Genomic DNA, 16397 nt, shown 5'->3' with positions numbered 1-16397 from the left:
AGGACCGGTCTCGGAGCCTGCGCCTCGCAGGCTTCACTTTAAATAGAAGCCGAACAGGTTCTGAGGCGTTGCCGAATCACCGTTTGGTGCAGCGGCCGAGGGTATCTGGGTATAAGGCGTGCGAACCACCATCAGGCCCAGGCCTTGCACCGACAATTCCATGGTTCCGCCGAAGTTGTAACCTCCGCGCGGATCCTTGGCGACTCCAAGGAGATAATCGGCCGACACAGGCGTGGAACCCGGGATGGCCTTGATCATGCGATTGGTGGCTACATCATAGGAACGCCACAGGCTGGAGCCGGAATTCATCGCGATATAGTTGCCGTTGCGGTCCATCGCCCACAGGCCAGAAAACTCCGACGAACTGTTCAGGCCGCAATCGGCGGGCAGATCGACCCGGGGCAGCCACTGGCCCGAACGGCGACTGGCGAGCGTGCAGCCGCTGAACAGCAGCACGTCCCCGCTGGTGCCGTCCGGCACACGCAGCGCCCAGTTGCTGGACAGCGCCGCGCCCAGATCCGCCGAGACATCGCGGGCTGCCGCCCAGGTGCCCGAATCAGGGGACCAGACCGACAGCAGCGTGGCTCGGGTGACCGTGGCGGTCGTCTGCTGGAACGCGGCCGCGACAGTGCCGTCCAGACCGACGGTGATTCCATGCAGCGTGGCGCTTGAGGATCGGTCTTCCAGGGCCTCGGCCACGGGGGTGGCGCCGAAACCTGCCGCGACCGTGCCGCGATAGGCCACAAGGTCGGACGTGTCGCTTGTGTTGGTCTGCTCGCCGACCAGCGTGATGCGGCCCGCCTTGTCCATGCCCATCTGCACTTGCTGACCGAGCTTGCGCATCGTGCCGATCGGCCACCCGGTGAAGGACTGCACTCGGTAGCCGGCTTCGCTGGCTTGGCGCATGGCCACAGCCACATGGCCGGTGCTCACCGCTGCTTGCTGCCCGTTGAACAAGATGGCGACGTCGCCGCGGTCATTGATGACCGGAATCGCGTCACGGGCGGCGTTCTTCGACTCCAGGATCGCCACGGGCGCTTCCCATGCCGTGCTGCCCGACAGGCGGCGGGACACGTTCAGGATGTACATCGAGAGACAGCCCTCGCTCCCGGTGCAGTCACGGGAACTGGACCAGAGCACGACCGCCTGCCCATTCGGTGACACGGCCAGAGCCGGCAACTGGATGCCGGTCATGCTCGTGGAGGGCACCGTCTTCGCCGCACTGTCGATGGCCACAGGTGCGGACCAGACCGGCGCACTTCCTGCTGGGCCGGCTGCACCGTCCACGACCTGCAGCGACTCGCCGCCCGAGCCGTCCTCTTGCAGGAAGGCGAGCACCGCCGCGCCGGTATCCGACAGACCGACCCGATAACGGCTGTACAGCGTGCCGCCAATGACATCGCCGACACTCGACTCCAGCAACTGGCCTGGCTGCCATGTGCGTCCGCTCAGCACGCTGGTCGCGCTGGCTGCACAGGTGACACGCACGGAGGTCACTGCCTCCGAGGCGACGGTGCCGTTGCCCCCTGCGACGGTGCAGTTCTGGCCGGCGGGCTGCGTGCCCACCGTCACCGCATAACGGGCGCCGCTGGCCAGCCGGGTCGGGAAGCTGAAGGAGCCGCTGGTCGTGAGCGACAGCGCATCGTCACCATTGTTTTTCAGCGTGAGACTGCCTGACAGGCCCGATACCGTGCCGCCAATCGCATACGTAGTGATTCCGGGGGCAGGATTGGTGGAGTCACCGCTGCCGTCTTCGCTGTCCCCTCCGCCGCAGGCGACCAGTATTCCGGCAGATCCGGCCAAAAGGACCGTGGCCCACGAACGGAAAGCAGGATTCTTTTGATCGGACATACTGTACATTCTGCACTCCATGAAAATGCTCGCGCCTGAATTTTCGAGCAGGGGCATGTCTGACTTGCAATAGTCAGTTCATCGACTTGGCTGAAAACCTGCCGAGCTCTTGAATGCGGCCGTGATGCGAAAATAATAATTGCGGGCGGCTGGTGTGACAATGTACCGGGGAAGCAACCTGAGACCAGGAATGCACTGCCTTGGTGCAGTGGTGTGCGTTTTGACGGACTGTGAGTTACATCGTCGGCAATTTTTCTTGAAATTGAAATTCTGCGCACATCAGATCTTTCGTCATTGATGCGCATGGTGTTGTTCGAGTGAATATTCACATGGCGAGGACAAGGCTGGTAACAATCAGGCTGGAAGCGCCGCGACAGACCGCCTGCGCAGACCGCTGGCACAGCGCAGGTCGTGCATTTGTACAAGCGACCTGAGTGCTGCCTGCCGCTCTTGGCCGAGCCACTTACAACTTCATCTCCAGCCTCACCGCCCACGCCGTGCTGCTGCGGCCCCAGGTGGTCGCGGTCTGGCGGGTGGTGGCGCCGTCCACCGTGGTGGTCGAGACGCTGTCGCGGGCGGCGAGGTTGCTGGCGGAGACGCGCAGCTTCAGGTCCGGCGCGAAGGTCCACAGCGCGTAGGCGTCGATGACCTGGCGGGTGTCGACGGTGGCGGTGCGGCTGGCGTCGAGCTGCACCGCGTAGCCGGGCGTGAAGCTGATGCTGCCGCCCAGCGTCAGCGGCGTGCCGCGCACCCGCCAGTCGGCGCCGGCGCCGGCGCTCCAGCCGGGCTGGCTGTCGAGGCGGTTGTCGGGGCCGGAGAGCGATTCCACCCGCGAGCGGTAGACGCTGAGGTTGGCGCGCAGATCGACGGCGGGCAAGGGCGGGGCGTTTTCGGCGCGCGGGCCGAGCAGGGCGGCCAGCTCGGCGGCCCGGGCCTTGGCCTCCAGCTCCAGCCCGCGCGAGCGTGCGCGGCCGATGTTCTGCGGCCGCGAGACCCAGCGCAGCGCCTCGTCGCCGGTGTTCTCCAGCGTGACCTGGCTGCGGATCAGGTCGTCGATGCGGCGCTCGAAGACGCCGACGCTGAACACGCCGCCCTGCGCCAGATGCTGCTCCCAGGCCAGGTCCAGGCCGGTGGCCAGCTCCGGGCGCAGCGCCGGGTTGCCGCCGCGGTCGGGGTTGATCTCCAGATTGCTGCCGCTGGCGCGGGTGCTGCGGGCGATCATCTGCGTCAGCGTCGGCGCCTTGTAGCTGCGGGTCAGGCCGGCGCGGATCAGGCTGCGTCCGCCTTCCTCCAGCCGGTAGACCGCATGCAGCATCGGCGCGGTGACCCGGCTGCGGTTGACCCCCTCGGCCTGGCCGGCGGTGCCGGTGCTGCCGCGGGTGTCGATGCGCTCATGGCGCAGACCGGCCTGGACGGACCACTGCGGCGTGGGCGTCCATTCGTCCTGGATCCACAGCGAGGTGCGGCGGCTGCGCGACTGCAGCGCGTCGCCGAAGTCGCCGTCGAGCACGCGGGTGCTGCCGTCGGCTTCGGTCTGCAGCGTGCTGCGGCTCTCGTCGCGGCGGCCGCTCTCCAGCTCCCAGCCCAGCGCGAGCAGATGGCGGCCTTCCACCAGCGGCCGGCTGGCCTTGCCGCCGGTGCTCAGCCAGCGGTCGCGGCCGTCGCGCTCCTCGTCGATGCGGCGCAGCGGGCTGCCGGCGGCATCGGCCTCGGTGCGCCGGCTGCTGCCGTCCGAGCGCGAGCCGGTGGCGCCGGCGCGCAGCTCCAGCCGCAGGCCGTCCGCCAGCCGGGTCTGCCACTGCGCGTTGAGCCGCGCCAGCGAGAAGCCGCTCTCGCCGGAGGTGGCCGCCTGGGCATAGTCGGCGCTGCCGGCGCGGGTGAGCAGCGTGCGGCTGCCTTCGCTGACACTCTCGGAGCGCAGCAGGAAGGGCATCAGCGCGAAGCTCTCGCCCGCGCCCAGCCGCCACTGCACCCGCCCGCCGGCATGCAGCGAGCGGCGCCGCGAGCGGCTGTCGTCCACCCGGTCCTGGTCGCGCGCGAGCTGGCCGTCGGCCTGCGTGGTCTCGACGGTGCGCAGCAGGCTGCCGTCATCGCTGCGGCTCTCGCGCAGATGCACCGAGAGGTTGTAGGACAGATCCTCGATCTGCTCGGCGCGGGTCCAGCTCAGGCCCGGCTGCCATTGCCCGTCGTCGCGGCCCAGGCTCAGGTGCAGATCGTTCAGGCGCTGGCGCACATCCTCGCGCAGCACGATGTTGATGGTGCCGGCCACCGCCTGCGCGCCGGTCTCGGCGGTCGGGCCGCGGGTGATCTCGATGCGCTCGACCTGGCCCGGGGTGAGCGCGTCCAGGCTCATGCCCATCGGCATGCGCTCGCCGTTGATCAGGATCTGCGTGTAGCCGCTGCCCAGGCCGCGCAGGCGCGGATTGCCGCCGCGTCCCGGGCGGCCGTCGAGCGTCACGCCGGGCTGGCGCTTGAGCACCTCGGTCACGGTGGCGTCGCCCTGGCGTTCCAGCTCCTCGCGGCCGATGACGGTCCTGGCGGCGGTGGCCTGGCGGCGCTCGCGGCTCTCGTCGGGCCGGCTGGCACGGATCTCGACCCGCTCCAGCGTGGCCTGCGGCGGCGGCACCGGTGCGGCCGGCGCGCTGCTCTCCTGCGCCTGGACCTGCGCGGCGGCCAGCGCGGCGACCGAGGCCAGCGGCAGCAGCAGGCGCACGCCTCGCTGGCCTGGGGCCTTCGTCCGGGCGGTCGTTCGAGCGTTCCTGGGGACCTTCTTCGGAGTGTTCATACGTGGAGGGGTAGATTTTTCGGACACGGCGTTCATTGTCTGCCGCGTTGCTCGCCCGTATAGACTCGCGGCCCATGACCGAATCCACGCTCATGACCCTCGCTCCGTCCGCCCCGGGCCCCCGGGCCGATCTCGCCGGCCGCCGCATCGTGCTCGGCCTGAGCGGCGGCATCGCCTGCTACAAGAGCGCGGAGCTCGCGCGCCTGCTGGTCAAGGCTGGCGCCGAGGTGCGGGTCGCGATGACCGCCGGCGCGCTGCATTTCATGACCGCCGAGACGATGCAGGCGCTCTCCGGCCATCCGGTCGCGCTGGACACCTGGGACGCCCGCGAGCCCAACGGCATGCCGCACATCAACCTGACCCGCGGCGCCGACGCGGTGCTGGTGGCGCCGGCCAGCGCCGACTTCATCGCCCGTCTGGCGCAGGGCCGCGCCGACGACCTGCTCAGCCTGACCTGCCTGGCGCGTCCGCTGGCCAGCGGTGCGGCGGACGCGCGTCCGGTGCCGCTGATCGTGGCACCCGCGATGAACCGCGAGATGTGGGCGCACCCGGCCACGCAGCGCAACCTGCGCCAGGTGGTGGCCGACGGCGCGCTGGTGCTGGGCGTCGACGCCGGTGCGCAGGCCTGCGGCGAGATCGGCGACGGCCGCATGATCGAGCCCGAGGCGATCGTCGAGGAACTGGTGGCGGCGCTGTCGCCGAAACCGCTGGCCGGTCGGCGCCTGCTGATCACCGCCGGTCCGACCTTCGAGGCGATCGACCCGGTGCGCGGCATCACCAATCTGTCCAGCGGCAAGATGGGCTTCGCGATCGCACGCGCCGCCCGCGAGGCCGGCGCCGACGTGACGCTGGTGGCCGGCCCGGTGCACCTGGACACGCCGCGCGGGGTGACCCGCATCGATGTGCGCTCGGCACAGCAGATGCTCGACGCGGTGATGCCGCGCGCGCCGCTGCACGATCTCTTCGTCGCCACCGCCGCGGTGGCCGACTGGCGCCCGGCCTCGCTGTCGGAGCACAAGATCAAGAAGGACGGCAAGAAGGTCGCCCCGAGCTTCGAGCTGGCCGAGAACCCCGACATCCTGGCCGCGGTGGCGCGCCTGCCCGAGGACCAGCGCCCGTTCTGCGTCGGCTTTGCCGCCGAGAGCGAGAAGCTCGAGCAGCACGCGCGCGAAAAGCTTCAGAGAAAGAACATTCCGCTGATCGTCGGCAACCTGGGCCCGGCCACCTTCGGCCGCGACGACAACGCGCTGCTGCTGGTCGATGCCGAGCACAGTCGCCCGCTGCCCGAGGACGGCCGCGCCTGCGACAAGCAGACGCTGGCGCGTGCGCTGGTGGCGGAGATCGCGCGACGGCTTCACCCGTCGGCGTGATGTATCCGCAACGAAGTGAAAAATAACAGTTGCTTGACATATAGTTAATAACTATCGGTACGTTAAGATTTGTCGAGTTGGGTTTCCGATCGACAACATCCTTGACGGACTGAAATGAAGAAGAACACCAGGCTGGCGGCCGCCGCCGCACTGGCGCTGCTGCCAGTGGCCGCCGCTGCCGCCGAAGCCCTCGAGCTTTCCCGGGTCGAGGTGACCGGCAGCCGGATGCTGCGCAGCGTGGGCGAGGGCAGTGCGCCGCTGCGCACCCTGCAGCGCGCCGAGATCGAGCGCTCCGGCGCCAGCACCGTGGCCGAGTTGCTCGAGCGGCTGCCGCAGATGCAGGGCATGCTGGCGCTGTCGGAGAGCGTCGGCAATGACGGCAACGGCGTGACCGCGGCCTCCATTCACGGCCTGGGCGCGCGCTACACGCTGGTGCTGCTCGACGGCCAGCGCCTGGCACCGGCCGATTCCGGCTCGGTGGTCGATCTGGGCACGCTGCCGCTGGCCGCGCTCGAGCGCATCGAGATCCTGGGCGACGGTGCCTCGGCGCTGTACGGCGCCGACGCGATCGGCGGCGTGGTCAACCTGATCCTGCGCCGTGGCGAGCGGCCGCTGGCGCTCTCGGCGCGCGCGCTGCGGCCGCAGCAGGCGGGCGGACGCGGCTGGAGCGCCGCGCTGTCGCAGGGCCTGGGCGACGAGCTGCGCGACGGCGGCACGCTGTCGTGGACGCTGGAGCTGGCGCGCACCGAGGCGGTCCGCGCCTCGCAGCGCCCCTTCGCCTCGACCGGCCTGATCCGCTTCCGCGACGCGCAGGGGCGCGATCTGCTGTTCTTCAACGGCTCGATGCGCACCGTGCCGGCCAACGCCACCGTCAGCTACACCGACGCCGCCGGCGAGGCCGCCACCGCCTGGATCAATCCGGGCCTGCAGGCCAGCGGCAGCTGCGGCAGCCGCCACATCGAGGCCGGCGGGCTGTGCTACTACGACTACGCCTCGACGGTGGATGTGGCGCCGCAGACCCAGAGCGCCGGCCTGACGCTGGACGGCGCGCGCCGGCTCGACGCCGGCTGGACGCTGCGCGGCACCGCGCTGTGGCGCGACACCCTGACCCGCGCGACGGTGGCGCCGTATCCGGCCGATGTCTCGCTCGAGGCCGGCTCGGCCGCCTTCGCCCGCAGCCTGGCGCCGTGGCTGACCCAGGAGCAGATCGACGGCCATGACAGCACCGTGGTGAGCTGGCGCCTGCAGGACGCCGGGCCGCGGGTGGTCGACTACCGCAACCGCCGCATGCATGTCAGCGCCGGGCTCGACGGCGAGGCCGGCGGCTGGCAGCTGCGCACCCGCGCGCTGCTGTCGCTGCACGAGCAGCGCCAGAACCTGCATGATGGCTGGCTGCTGGCGGCACCCTTCCAGGCGGCGCTGGCCGACGGCCGGCTCGACCCGTTTGCCGCGCGCCAGGACGCGAGCGGTCTGGCGGCGCTGTCGGCCTCGGGCTGGCGCGGCCGCTACGACACCACGCGCACCCATCTGGCCGGCCTGGAGGCGGGCGGATCGACCACGCTGTTCGAGCTGCCGGGCGGCCCGGCCCAGCTCGGTCTGGGCGCGGAGTGGCGGCGCAGCGGCTGGAGCCGCACGCTGTCGGACACCGCGCGCAGCGGCGCGCTGCTGTCGAGCGACGCGCAGACCGCCGCTGACCTGAGCCGCGACAGCGCCGGCGCCTACGGCGAGCTGGCGCTGCCGCTGCGGCGCGACATGCGCCTGGATGCCTCGCTGCGCGCCGACCGCATCGGCCCGGTGCAGGATCATCTGGCCGACCGCAGCATCGGCCGCTCGGCCAGCGAGGCCACCGGCCGCATCGGCTGGCGCTGGCAGCCCTCGGCCGGGCTGATGTGGCGCGCCGCGGCCGGCACCGGCTTCCGGGCGCCTGATCTGCTGCAGGTCGCCCGCGCCGAGCAGGACTACGGCGTGACCGCCGGCAGCTACGCCTGCCCCTTCACCGCCGCCAACGGCCTGGGCTCGCATCCCTATGCCGCGCTGTGCTGGCCGGGCAGCAACCAGATCGACCTGCTCAAGGGCGGCAACCCGGACCTGAAGCCGGAGCGCTCCAGCCACTGGTCGGCCGGCCTGCGTCTGGAGCCCTCGGCCGATCTGGGCTTCGGCGCCGATCTGTGGTCGGTGCGCATCCGCGATGCGGTGCAGGAGATCAGCGAGCAGCTGATCCTCAACGACCCGGTGCGCTACGCCAGCCTCTACACCCGCAAGACCAGCGCCGCCACCGGCACCGAGGTGCTGGCGCTGCGGCAGCTGCCGGTCAACATCGGCCGGGTCGAGCAGCGCGGCCTGGACTGGCAGGCACACCTGCGCCACGGCTCGCCCTGGGGGCGTGTCACCCACCGCATCGAGGGCACCTGGCTGCTGCATTCGCGCTACACCGTGCCGGGCAGCGATGGCGAATGGGCCTCCAGCCTGGGCCGCTTCGGCCTCGACGACCGGGTGGCCTTCCGTCATGTGGTGGCGCTGTCGGCGGCGCTCGAGCGTGGCCGCTGGTCGCATCAGGCGCGGGTGAACTGGCGCAGCGGCTACCAGGACATGGTGCAGACCGAGGCCGGCTGCGCGGTCACCAGCGCCGACGGTCTGAGCTGCATGGCCGTCGAGCGCCGGGTGCCCTCGCACTGGACGCTGGACTGGACCAGCCGCTGGCAGCCGCGCGCCGACCTGACGCTGACGCTGTCGGTGCTCAACCTGCTCGACCGCGATCCGCCGCTGACGCTGCGCACCAGCGGCGCGCACATGATCGGCTTCGATCCGCGCTATGCCAGCGGCCAGGGCCGCACGCTGCAGCTCGGACTGGACTGGCGCTTCTGAGCCGAGGCGCCTTGGGGCCTTGGGGCCTTGGGGGGGCGGCGGATCGGCTAACCTTGCGGCATGGAACGCAATACCCGTCAGCGCATCGCCATCCGCGAGGCGATCGAGGTGGCCCGCCGGCCGCTGCTGCCCCAGGAGGTGCTCGACCAGGCCCAGTCGCTCGCGCCGGGCCTGGGCATCGCCACCGTCTACCGCAATCTGAAGGCCCTGGTCGATGACGGCACGCTGGCGGTGGTGCAGCTGCCCGGCGAGAACCCGCGCTACGAGCCGGTCAGCCGCCGCCACCATCACCATTTCCAGTGCCGACGCTGCCAGCGCGTCTTCGACGTGCACGCCTGCCCGGGCGACCTGTCCCGGCTGGCCCCGCCGGGCTTCTCGGTCGAGGACCACGACCTGACGCTGTACGGCTGCTGCGCCGACTGCGCCGGACAGGCCGCCACGCCCACCCCGGCCTGCGACGACGCCCACGCGCACGGCCACGGCCACGACAGCTGCGGCTGAACTCCCCCTCTCGTCATCCCCGCGCAGGCGGGGACCCACGCCCAGTCCCTCCGCTTCACGACCGCACAACCCCATTCCAGCAAGCTTCATTGGTAATGAAATATCATTAGCAATCGAGAATCATTCGCCGCCCGCCTTGGCGGCCCTTGCTGATGAGCCTGTCCCCTGTCGCACCGGTGTCTGCCCGGCGCCGCGGCCTGCTGGCGCTGGCCGGCCTGCTGCCTTTCACGCCCGCGCTGGCGGCCGACGAGCGACCGCTGCAGATCGTCGGCCCCTGGGAGATCACCGGCCTGCAGCCGGCGCAGAGCGGCTTTGTCTTCTCGCGGCTGCAGGTGGCCGAGACGCTGGTGGGCGCCGATGATCGCGGCGCCCTCCGGCCGGCGCTGGCGGTGCGCTGGCAGGCCGCCGCCGATGGGCTGACCTGGCGCTTCGAGCTGCGCCCGGGCGCGCGCTTCCATGACGGCTCGCCGGTGAATGCGGCGGCGGTGCTGCGCAGCCTGCAGCCGGCGCGGGTGGCGCCGGGGCTGCTGTCGAATGCACCGATCCTGGCGATGGAGACGGAGGGCGACACCACGCTGCGCATCCGCCTGAAGGAGCGCCATGCGGCGCTGCCGGCGCTGCTGGCGCATCCGAGCACGCTGGTGCTGGCGCCGGCCGCCTTCGATGCCGCCGGCCGGGTGCAGGCGCTGATCGGCAGCGGGCCCTATCGCCTGACCCGGCTGCAGCCACCGCAGCAGGCCGAGACGGTGGTGTTCGAGGGCTGGAACGGCGGGCCGCTGCCGCAGATCCGTCGGGTGGCCTATCTGGCCGCCGGTCGCGCCGAGACCCGGGCGCTGATGATCGAGAGCGGCCAGGCCGATCTGGCCTACGGCCTCGATCCGGCCAGCCTGCAGCGTCTGCGCCAGCGTCCGGCGCTGCGGGTGCAGTCGGTGATGCTTCCGCGCACCGTCTTCCTGAAGCTCAATGCCGGGCTGCCGGCGCTGGCCGATGTGCGGGTGCGCCGGGCGCTGAGCCTGCTGGTCGACCGCGCCGGCATCGCGCGGGCGCTGCTGCGCGATCCGGCGCTGGCCGCCACCCAGCTGCTGCCGCCTTCGCTGGGCGACTGGCATGACCCCTCGCTGGCACCGCTGCGCCACGATCCGGCCGCCGCGCAGCAGCTGCTGGCCCAGGCCGGCTGGCGGCGTGGCGCCGATGGCCGGCTGCAGGATGCTCGCGGCCAGGCGCTGGCGCTGCAGCTGCGCACCTTCCCGGACCGGCCGGAGCTGCCGCCGCTGGCCACCGCGCTGCAGGCGCAGTGGCGCCAGGCCGGCATCGCGCTGGAGGTCGCGGTCGGCAATGCCGGCGACATTCCACTGGGCCACCGCGACGGGCGGCTGCAGATCGGCCTGGGCGCGCGCAACTACGCCAGCACGCCCGATCCGGTCGGCACGCTGCGTCAGGACTTCGGTCCGGGCGGCGGCGACTGGGGGGCGATGGGCTGGCAGCATGCCGATGTCGGCATCGCGCTCGACACCCTGGCCCGGCTCGGGCCGGAGGCGCCGCGCGCGGCCGAGCTGCGCCGCCGGGTGGTGGCGGTGCTGCAGGACGAGCTGCCGGTCATCCCGGTCAGCTGGTACCGCCAGCAGCTGGCGGTCGGCGCGCGGGTCGACGGGGTGATGCTCGATCCGCTGGAGCTGTCCTATCGGCTGGATGCGATGCGGTGGCGGGCATGAGGGGGCTGGAGCTGCTGCTGCGTCGCCTGATGCAGGCGCTGGTGCTGGCGCTGGGCGTGGGCACGCTGTGCCTGCTGATGATGCGTGCGCTGCCGGGCGACATGGCGCTGCGGGTGGCGGCCGGGCGCTACGGCTTCGATCGGGTCGACAACGCCGCGGCCGATGCGGTGCGCGCCGAGCTGGGGCTGGACCGCTCGCTGTGGCAGGTGCTGCCGGGCTGGTGCCTCGATCTGCTGAGCCTGGACCTGGGCCGCTCGCTGGTGACGGGCGCGCCGGTGCTGGAGGAGCTGGCGCACCAGCTCGGCGCCACGCTGCAGCTGTCCGGCGCGGCGCTGGCACTGGCGCTGCCGGTCGGGCTGCTGCTGGGCCTGCGCGCCGGGCTGCGTCCGGGCGGGGCGGTCGACCGGCTGACGCTGGCGCTGGCGGTCCTGCTGCGGGTGATGCCGAGTTTCCTGCTGGCGGTGCTGCTGATGCTGGGGGTGGCGGTGGGCACCGGCGCGCTGCCGGTGGCCGGCGACCAGGGCCCGGCCAGCCTGCTGCTGCCGGCGGCCACGCTGGCGGCCGGGCTGGCCGCGGGCCTGGCGCGCATCACCCGCCAGGCGCTGCGCGGCTTTCTGGCGTCCGACGCCTGGGCCTTCGCGCGGATGAAGGGCCTGAACGAGTCCCAGGCGCTGCGGCATCACGGCCTGCGCCATGTGGCGCTGCCGGTGCTGGCCTGGCTGGGCGTGCAGGCGGTCTTTCTGGTCGAGGGCGCGGTGGTGGTGGAGTCGCTGTTCGCCTGGCCGGGCATCGGGCATGCGCTGGTGCATGCGGTCTTCGCGCGCGACGTGCCGATGATCCAGGGCACCGCGCTGTGCATGGGGCTGATGTTCGTGCTCTTCAACCTGCTGACGGATGCCGCCTCGGTCGCTGCCGATCCGCGCCGGCGTGCGCCGCAGGCCGGGGAGGGCGCATGAAGCGCGGTGCGGGCGGACTGCTGCTGGCGCTGGTGGCGCTGTTCGGGCTGGCGGGGCCGGCGCTGATCGGCATCGACGGGGCGCTGCAGGATCTCTCGGCCAGCCTGCAGCCGCCGGGCGCGGCGCATCCGCTGGGCACCGATCTGCTCGGACGCAGCGTGCTGGCCCGGCTGGCCGAGGCGACCCGGCTGTCGCTGGGCGTGGCGCTGCTGGCGACGCTGGCGGCGGCGGTGCCAGGCGTGCTGCTGGGGCTGCTGGCGGCCTGGCAGGGCGGGCGGGTCGAGCGTGCGCTGGTGCTGCTGGCCGATGCGGCGATGTCGATTCCCGGTCTGCTGCTGGTGGTGCTGTGCGCGGCCATCCTGCCCGGTCGCAAGGAGATGCTGGCGCTGGGCCTGGCGCTGGTGATGTGGGTCGAGCATTTCCGGGTCAGCCGCAGCGTCAGCCGCCCGGTGCTGGCGGGCGACGCGGTGCAGGCGGCGCGGCTGCTGGGCTTCGGGCTGCTGCATCTGCTGCGGCGTCATCTGCTGCCGGCGCTGGCGCCGCAGCTCGGCACGCTGCTGGCCTTCGGGGCGGCGCAGGCGGTGCTGGGCCTGGCGGCGCTGGGCTTCATCAGCGTCGGCGTGCAGCCGCCGGCGCCCGAGCTCGGCCTGATGATGACCGAGGCGCTGCCGCACTGGCATGAGGCGCCCTGGCTGATCGCCGCGCCGGTGGCGGTGCTGATGCTGACGGTGCTGGGCATGATGCTGCTGGTCGGCGACGAGGAGACGGGCGCATGAGCACGACATCGAGCGAGGCCCTGCTGCGGGTCGAGGACCTGACGGTGCGTGCCGGTGCCCGGATGCTGCTGAGGCCGCTGTCGCTGGCGCTGCAGGCCGGCGAGGCGCTGGTGCTGCTGGGCGAGAGCGGCGCGGGCAAGTCGCTGCTGGCGCAGGCGATCATGGGCACGCTGCCGCCGGGTCTTCAGGCGAGCGGCCAGGTGGTGATCGAGGGTCGGGCCAGCGCGGCCGACCGGCCTGCACAACGCCAGCCGCTCTGGGGACACCGCCTGGCGATGCTGCCGCAGGAGCCGGCGCAGGCGCTGGATCCGCTGATGCGGCTGCAGCCTCAGCTCGCGCTGGTGCATCGCCATCTGCGGGGCGCGGCTCCGGCCGAGGCGGCAGCCCGCGCCGAGGCCGCGCTGGCCTCGGCCGGGCTGGGGGCGGCCGCGCAGCAGTTTCCGTGGCAGGTCTCCGGCGGCATGGCGCAGCGCGCGGCGGCGGCGATCGCGCTGGCCGGCGGCGCGCGGCTGCTGCTGGTGGACGAACCGACCAAGGGGCTGGATGCGCACTGGCGCGATCGCTGCGTCGAGCTGCTGCAGCAGCTGCGCCGCGAGGGGGGCGCGGTGCTGGTCATCACGCATGACCTGCAGGTGGCGCGCGCGCTGGGCGGCCGGATGATGGTGCTGCGCGATGGCGAGTGCGTCGAGCAGGGCGACACCGCCCGGGTGCTGGCCGCGCCGGCCCATGCCTTCACCCGTGCGCTGATCGCGGCCGATCCGTCGGGCTGGCCGGACGCCCGGCTGCCGACCCGCGCCCCGGCCGGCGAGCCGGTGGTGCGCGCCGAGGCCCTGGGCAAGCAGTTCGGCGGGCGCTGGCTGTTCGACGGGCTGGATCTGGCGATCGGGCGTGGCGAGCGCCTGGCGGTGCAGGGCCCGAGCGGCTGCGGCAAGAGCACGCTGGGCAATCTGCTGCTCGGCCTGCTGGCGCCGGACCGCGGCCGGGTGCGGCGCGTCGCGGACCTCAGGCCCTGGGCGCTGCAGAAGCTCTACCAGGATCCGCAGGGCTCCTTCGCGCCGACGGTGACGCTGGCCGACGCGCTGGGCGATGTCGGCCGCCGCCACCGGCTGGACGCGGCGGCGCTGCGCCGGCTGCTCGAGGCGCTGCAGATCGATGCGGGCCTGCTGGCGCGCCGGCCGGCGCAGGTCTCCGGTGGCGAGCTGCAGCGCCTGGCGCTGGCGCGGGTGCTGTGGACCGGACCGGCGCTGCTGTTCGCCGACGAGCCGACCTCGCGCCTCGATCCGCTGACCCAGCAGCAGGCGCTGGCGCTGCTGGCGCGCGAGACCGCGCGCCTGGACTGCGCGCTGCTGCTGGTCACCCATGATGCCGACGTGGCCCGGGCGATGGCCCCGCACACCCTGCACCCGGCCCGGGCCGCGACTCCGGCGGCCTGCGCTGCGCCGGTATAGTCCGGCCCGGTTCCTTTCCTTTCCTTGTGGAGCTTCCTTCGGTGACTGAAAGCAATCCCTACGGACTGGCCGCGCTGTGGGCCGGCTCCGACCTGGTCGCCAAGCTGGTGCTGCTGATGATGGTGGTGATGTCGGCGGCGAGCTGGTATGTCATCGTCGTCAAGTGGCTGGAGCAGCAGCGCATGCTGCGCCAGGCGCGTGCGGCCGAGGCCTTCTGGCAGGCCGCCAGCATCGCCCAGGGCGCCGAGCAGCTCGAGCGCGGCAGCCCCTTGCGCTTCATCGTCCAGGCCGGCGTCGAGGCCAGCGGCAAGCACGCCGGCCTGCTCGGTCGCATCGACCTGCACACCTGGATCACGATGTCGATCCAGCGCGCGATCGAGCGGGTGCAGGGCCGGCTGCAGAACGGGCTGGCGCTGCTGGCCACCGTCGGCTCGACGGCGCCTTTCGTCGGCCTCTTCGGCACCGTCTGGGGCATCTACCACGCGCTGACCGCGATCGGCGTGGCGGGTCAGGCCTCGATCGACAAGGTGGCCGGGCCGGTGGGCGAGGCGCTGATCATGACCGCGATCGGTCTGGCGGTGGCGGTGCCGGCGGTGCTGGGCTACAACTGGCTGGTGCGCCGCAACAAGGCGGTGATGGACGAGGTGCGCGGCTTCGCCGCCGACCTGCACGCGGTGCTGCTGGCCGAGCCGCGATGACGCTGCCCCGCGGCCCCTTCGACGCGCCGCCCGAGGAGTATGCGGTGATCTCGACCATCAACACCACGCCGCTGGTCGACGTGATGCTGGTGCTGCTGATCATCTTCCTGATCACCATCCCGGTGGTGGCGACCTCGGTGCCGGTCGAGCTGCCCCAGGAGCGGCTGCAGCCGCGCGAGACCCGGCCCGACAGCATCGTCATCTCGGTCGATGCGGCCGGGCGCATCTTCTGGCACGACCTGCCGCTGGCCGGGCCGGAGGCGCTGAAGGCCCGGCTGCTGGAGGCCGCGCGTCGTGCGCCGCCGGGCCAGGCGCTGGAGGTCCAGGTGCGCGGCGACCGCCGCAGCGCCTTCGATCCGGTCGCGCAGGTGGTGCTGGCCTGCCAGCGCGCCGGCATCGCGCGCATTTCCTTCATCACCGAGCCGCAGGCGCTGCGCTGAAAGGACCGCCCCGATGGCGATGAACATCGGCCCCGGCGACACCGCCGGCGGCGACGACGAACCGCTGATGGAGATCAACACCACGCCGCTGATCGACGTGATGCTGGTGCTGCTGGTGATGCTGATCATCACGATCCCGATCCAGCTGCATTCGGCCGATCTCGACCTGCCGGTGGCGCCGGCCGCACCGCCGGTCGAGCCGCCGGAGGTGGTGCGCATCGACATCGCGCCCGACGGTGCACTGCGCTGGCAGGACGAGCCGCTGGCCGACCGCGCGGCACTGGTGGCGCGGCTGCAGGCCGAGGCGGCGCGGCCGCGTCCGGCCGAGCTGCACATCCGCCCGGCACCGGGCTCGGCCTATGCCGCCTTTGCCGAGGTGATGGTCGAGGCGCAGCGTGCGGGGCTCCGGCGCCTGGGCGTGGCCGGCCTCGAGCAGTTCGAGCCTGCGCGCTGAAACGGGGAGAGTCCGCACGATGCCGCTGCCCGAATTCGAGAACCCGTCACGCGCGCCGCGCTGGGCCGGTGCCGCTGCGGTGGTCGGTCTGCACCTGCTGGCGGGCTGGGCGCTGATGTCCGGTCTGGCGCGCCAGACGGTCGAGTCGGTGCGCCAGACGGTGGAGATGGCGATCATCGACGCGCCAGCACCGCCGCCGCCCCCGCCGCCGCCGCCCCGCCCGAAGGAGACGCCGCCGCCCGCCCCGGCGCCGAAGACGCCCCCGCCCCCGGCCGTGGCGCCGCCCCCCCCCTCGCCCAGGGTCTGGGCGCCTCAGCCCGAGATCACGCCACCGCCTGCGCCTGCCGCCGCGCCGGTGCAGGCGGTGCAGCCCGAGCCGCCTCGGCCTGTGCCACCCGCTCCGCCGGCACCGCCTGCGCCAGATCCACCTTCGCCATCGAGCGGAACAGCAGCGCCGGCACGAAGACCAGGAAGGCGAGATTGGACAGCGCGCGCAGGCCGACAGCGCCGCCGGTCAGCCCGGCGCGGGCCGCACCGAAGC

The 16397-nt window shown here is 72.5% G+C and carries 12 protein-coding genes and 1 pseudogene; 10 read left to right on the top strand and 3 right to left on the bottom strand.

Annotated elements, in window-relative coordinates; all coding sequences use genetic code 11:
- Window positions 1–33: 33 nt before the first annotated feature.
- Together HZU84_RS07800 and HZU84_RS07795 are read right to left on the bottom strand one after the other, a co-directional pair.
- Window positions 34–1908 carry a hypothetical protein gene (locus HZU84_RS07800; protein WP_149503772.1) on the bottom strand — a complete coding sequence of 625 codons (1875 nt, stop codon included), beginning with the start codon at window positions 1906–1908 and terminating at the stop codon, window positions 34–36.
- A 406-nt stretch (window positions 1909–2314) separates the two neighbouring features.
- A complete protein-coding gene (locus tag HZU84_RS07795) occupies window positions 2315–4564 on the bottom strand; it encodes a TonB-dependent receptor plug domain-containing protein (RefSeq protein ID WP_149503771.1) in 2250 nt (749 codons plus the stop codon).
- Between the two features lie 164 nt (window positions 4565–4728).
- On the opposite strand from HZU84_RS07795, the gene coaBC reads away from it, so the two are divergent.
- The 10 genes from coaBC to HZU84_RS07745 all read left to right on the top strand — a co-directional run bounded on the left by coaBC (window position 4729) and on the right by HZU84_RS07745 (window position 15856).
- Window positions 4729–6006, top strand: coding sequence for a bifunctional phosphopantothenoylcysteine decarboxylase/phosphopantothenate--cysteine ligase CoaBC (coaBC, locus tag HZU84_RS07790; protein WP_149503770.1), 1278 nt, complete (start codon window positions 4729–4731; stop codon window positions 6004–6006).
- A gap of 114 nt (window positions 6007–6120) precedes the next feature.
- Window positions 6121–8871, top strand: coding sequence for a TonB-dependent receptor domain-containing protein (locus HZU84_RS07785; protein ID WP_149503769.1), 2751 nt, complete (start codon window positions 6121–6123; stop codon window positions 8869–8871).
- Between the two features lie 60 nt (window positions 8872–8931).
- A complete protein-coding gene (locus HZU84_RS07780) occupies window positions 8932–9372 on the top strand; it encodes a Fur family transcriptional regulator (RefSeq protein ID WP_149503768.1) in 441 nt (146 codons plus the stop codon).
- A 152-nt stretch (window positions 9373–9524) separates the two neighbouring features.
- Window positions 9525–11084 carry an ABC transporter substrate-binding protein gene (locus HZU84_RS07775; RefSeq protein WP_149503767.1) on the top strand — a complete coding sequence of 520 codons (1560 nt, stop codon included), beginning with the start codon at window positions 9525–9527 and terminating at the stop codon, window positions 11082–11084.
- A complete protein-coding gene (locus HZU84_RS07770) occupies window positions 11081–12040 on the top strand; it encodes an ABC transporter permease (protein WP_149503766.1) in 960 nt (319 codons plus the stop codon). The genes HZU84_RS07775 and HZU84_RS07770 overlap by 4 nt, the downstream gene beginning before the upstream one ends.
- Complete coding sequence (locus HZU84_RS07765) at window positions 12037–12816, top strand: ABC transporter permease (RefSeq protein ID WP_149503765.1); 780 nt, start codon at window positions 12037–12039, stop codon at window positions 12814–12816. The genes HZU84_RS07770 and HZU84_RS07765 overlap by 4 nt, the downstream gene beginning before the upstream one ends.
- Window positions 12813–14264 (top strand): ABC transporter ATP-binding protein, encoded by a 1452-nt coding sequence (locus HZU84_RS07760; RefSeq protein WP_149503764.1) that lies wholly within the window; start codon window positions 12813–12815, stop codon window positions 14262–14264. The genes HZU84_RS07765 and HZU84_RS07760 overlap by 4 nt, the downstream gene beginning before the upstream one ends.
- Window positions 14261–14962, top strand: coding sequence for a MotA/TolQ/ExbB proton channel family protein (locus tag HZU84_RS07755; protein ID WP_375139027.1), 702 nt, complete (start codon window positions 14261–14263; stop codon window positions 14960–14962). The genes HZU84_RS07760 and HZU84_RS07755 overlap by 4 nt, the downstream gene beginning before the upstream one ends.
- Window positions 14959–15402, top strand: coding sequence for an ExbD/TolR family protein (locus tag HZU84_RS07750; protein WP_149503763.1), 444 nt, complete (start codon window positions 14959–14961; stop codon window positions 15400–15402). The genes HZU84_RS07755 and HZU84_RS07750 overlap by 4 nt, the downstream gene beginning before the upstream one ends.
- A gap of 13 nt (window positions 15403–15415) precedes the next feature.
- Window positions 15416–15856 (top strand): ExbD/TolR family protein, encoded by a 441-nt coding sequence (locus HZU84_RS07745; protein ID WP_149503762.1) that lies wholly within the window; start codon window positions 15416–15418, stop codon window positions 15854–15856.
- 323 nt (window positions 15857–16179) lie between these two features.
- Here HZU84_RS07745 and HZU84_RS07740 read toward each other — a convergent pair.
- Window positions 16180–16397: pseudogene (locus HZU84_RS07740) on the bottom strand (hypothetical protein); the annotation flags it as partial.

The organism is Sphaerotilus sulfidivorans (assembly GCF_013426975.1).
Taxonomy (GTDB): domain Bacteria; phylum Pseudomonadota; class Gammaproteobacteria; order Burkholderiales; family Burkholderiaceae_C; genus Sphaerotilus; species Sphaerotilus sulfidivorans.
The sequence above is the reverse complement of the archived record's forward strand: the minus strand, read 5'-3'. Positions and strand labels throughout refer to the sequence as shown.

Excerpts from the sequence above, each read along its gene's own strand:
- HZU84_RS07800 (WP_149503772.1), bottom strand. The coding sequence starts at position 1,908 with ATGCCCCTGCTCGAAAATTCAGGCGCGAGCATTTTCATGGAGTGCAGA.
- coaBC (WP_149503770.1), top strand. The coding sequence starts at position 4,729 with ATGACCCTCGCTCCGTCCGCCCCGGGCCCCCGGGCCGATCTCGCCGGC.
- HZU84_RS07785 (WP_149503769.1), top strand. The coding sequence starts at position 6,121 with ATGAAGAAGAACACCAGGCTGGCGGCCGCCGCCGCACTGGCGCTGCTG.
- HZU84_RS07780 (WP_149503768.1), top strand. The coding sequence starts at position 8,932 with ATGGAACGCAATACCCGTCAGCGCATCGCCATCCGCGAGGCGATCGAG.
- HZU84_RS07775 (WP_149503767.1), top strand. The coding sequence starts at position 9,525 with ATGAGCCTGTCCCCTGTCGCACCGGTGTCTGCCCGGCGCCGCGGCCTG.
- HZU84_RS07770 (WP_149503766.1), top strand. The coding sequence starts at position 11,081 with ATGAGGGGGCTGGAGCTGCTGCTGCGTCGCCTGATGCAGGCGCTGGTG.
- HZU84_RS07765 (WP_149503765.1), top strand. The coding sequence starts at position 12,037 with ATGAAGCGCGGTGCGGGCGGACTGCTGCTGGCGCTGGTGGCGCTGTTC.
- HZU84_RS07760 (WP_149503764.1), top strand. The coding sequence starts at position 12,813 with ATGAGCACGACATCGAGCGAGGCCCTGCTGCGGGTCGAGGACCTGACG.
- HZU84_RS07750 (WP_149503763.1), top strand. The coding sequence starts at position 14,959 with ATGACGCTGCCCCGCGGCCCCTTCGACGCGCCGCCCGAGGAGTATGCG.
- HZU84_RS07745 (WP_149503762.1), top strand. The coding sequence starts at position 15,416 with ATGGCGATGAACATCGGCCCCGGCGACACCGCCGGCGGCGACGACGAA.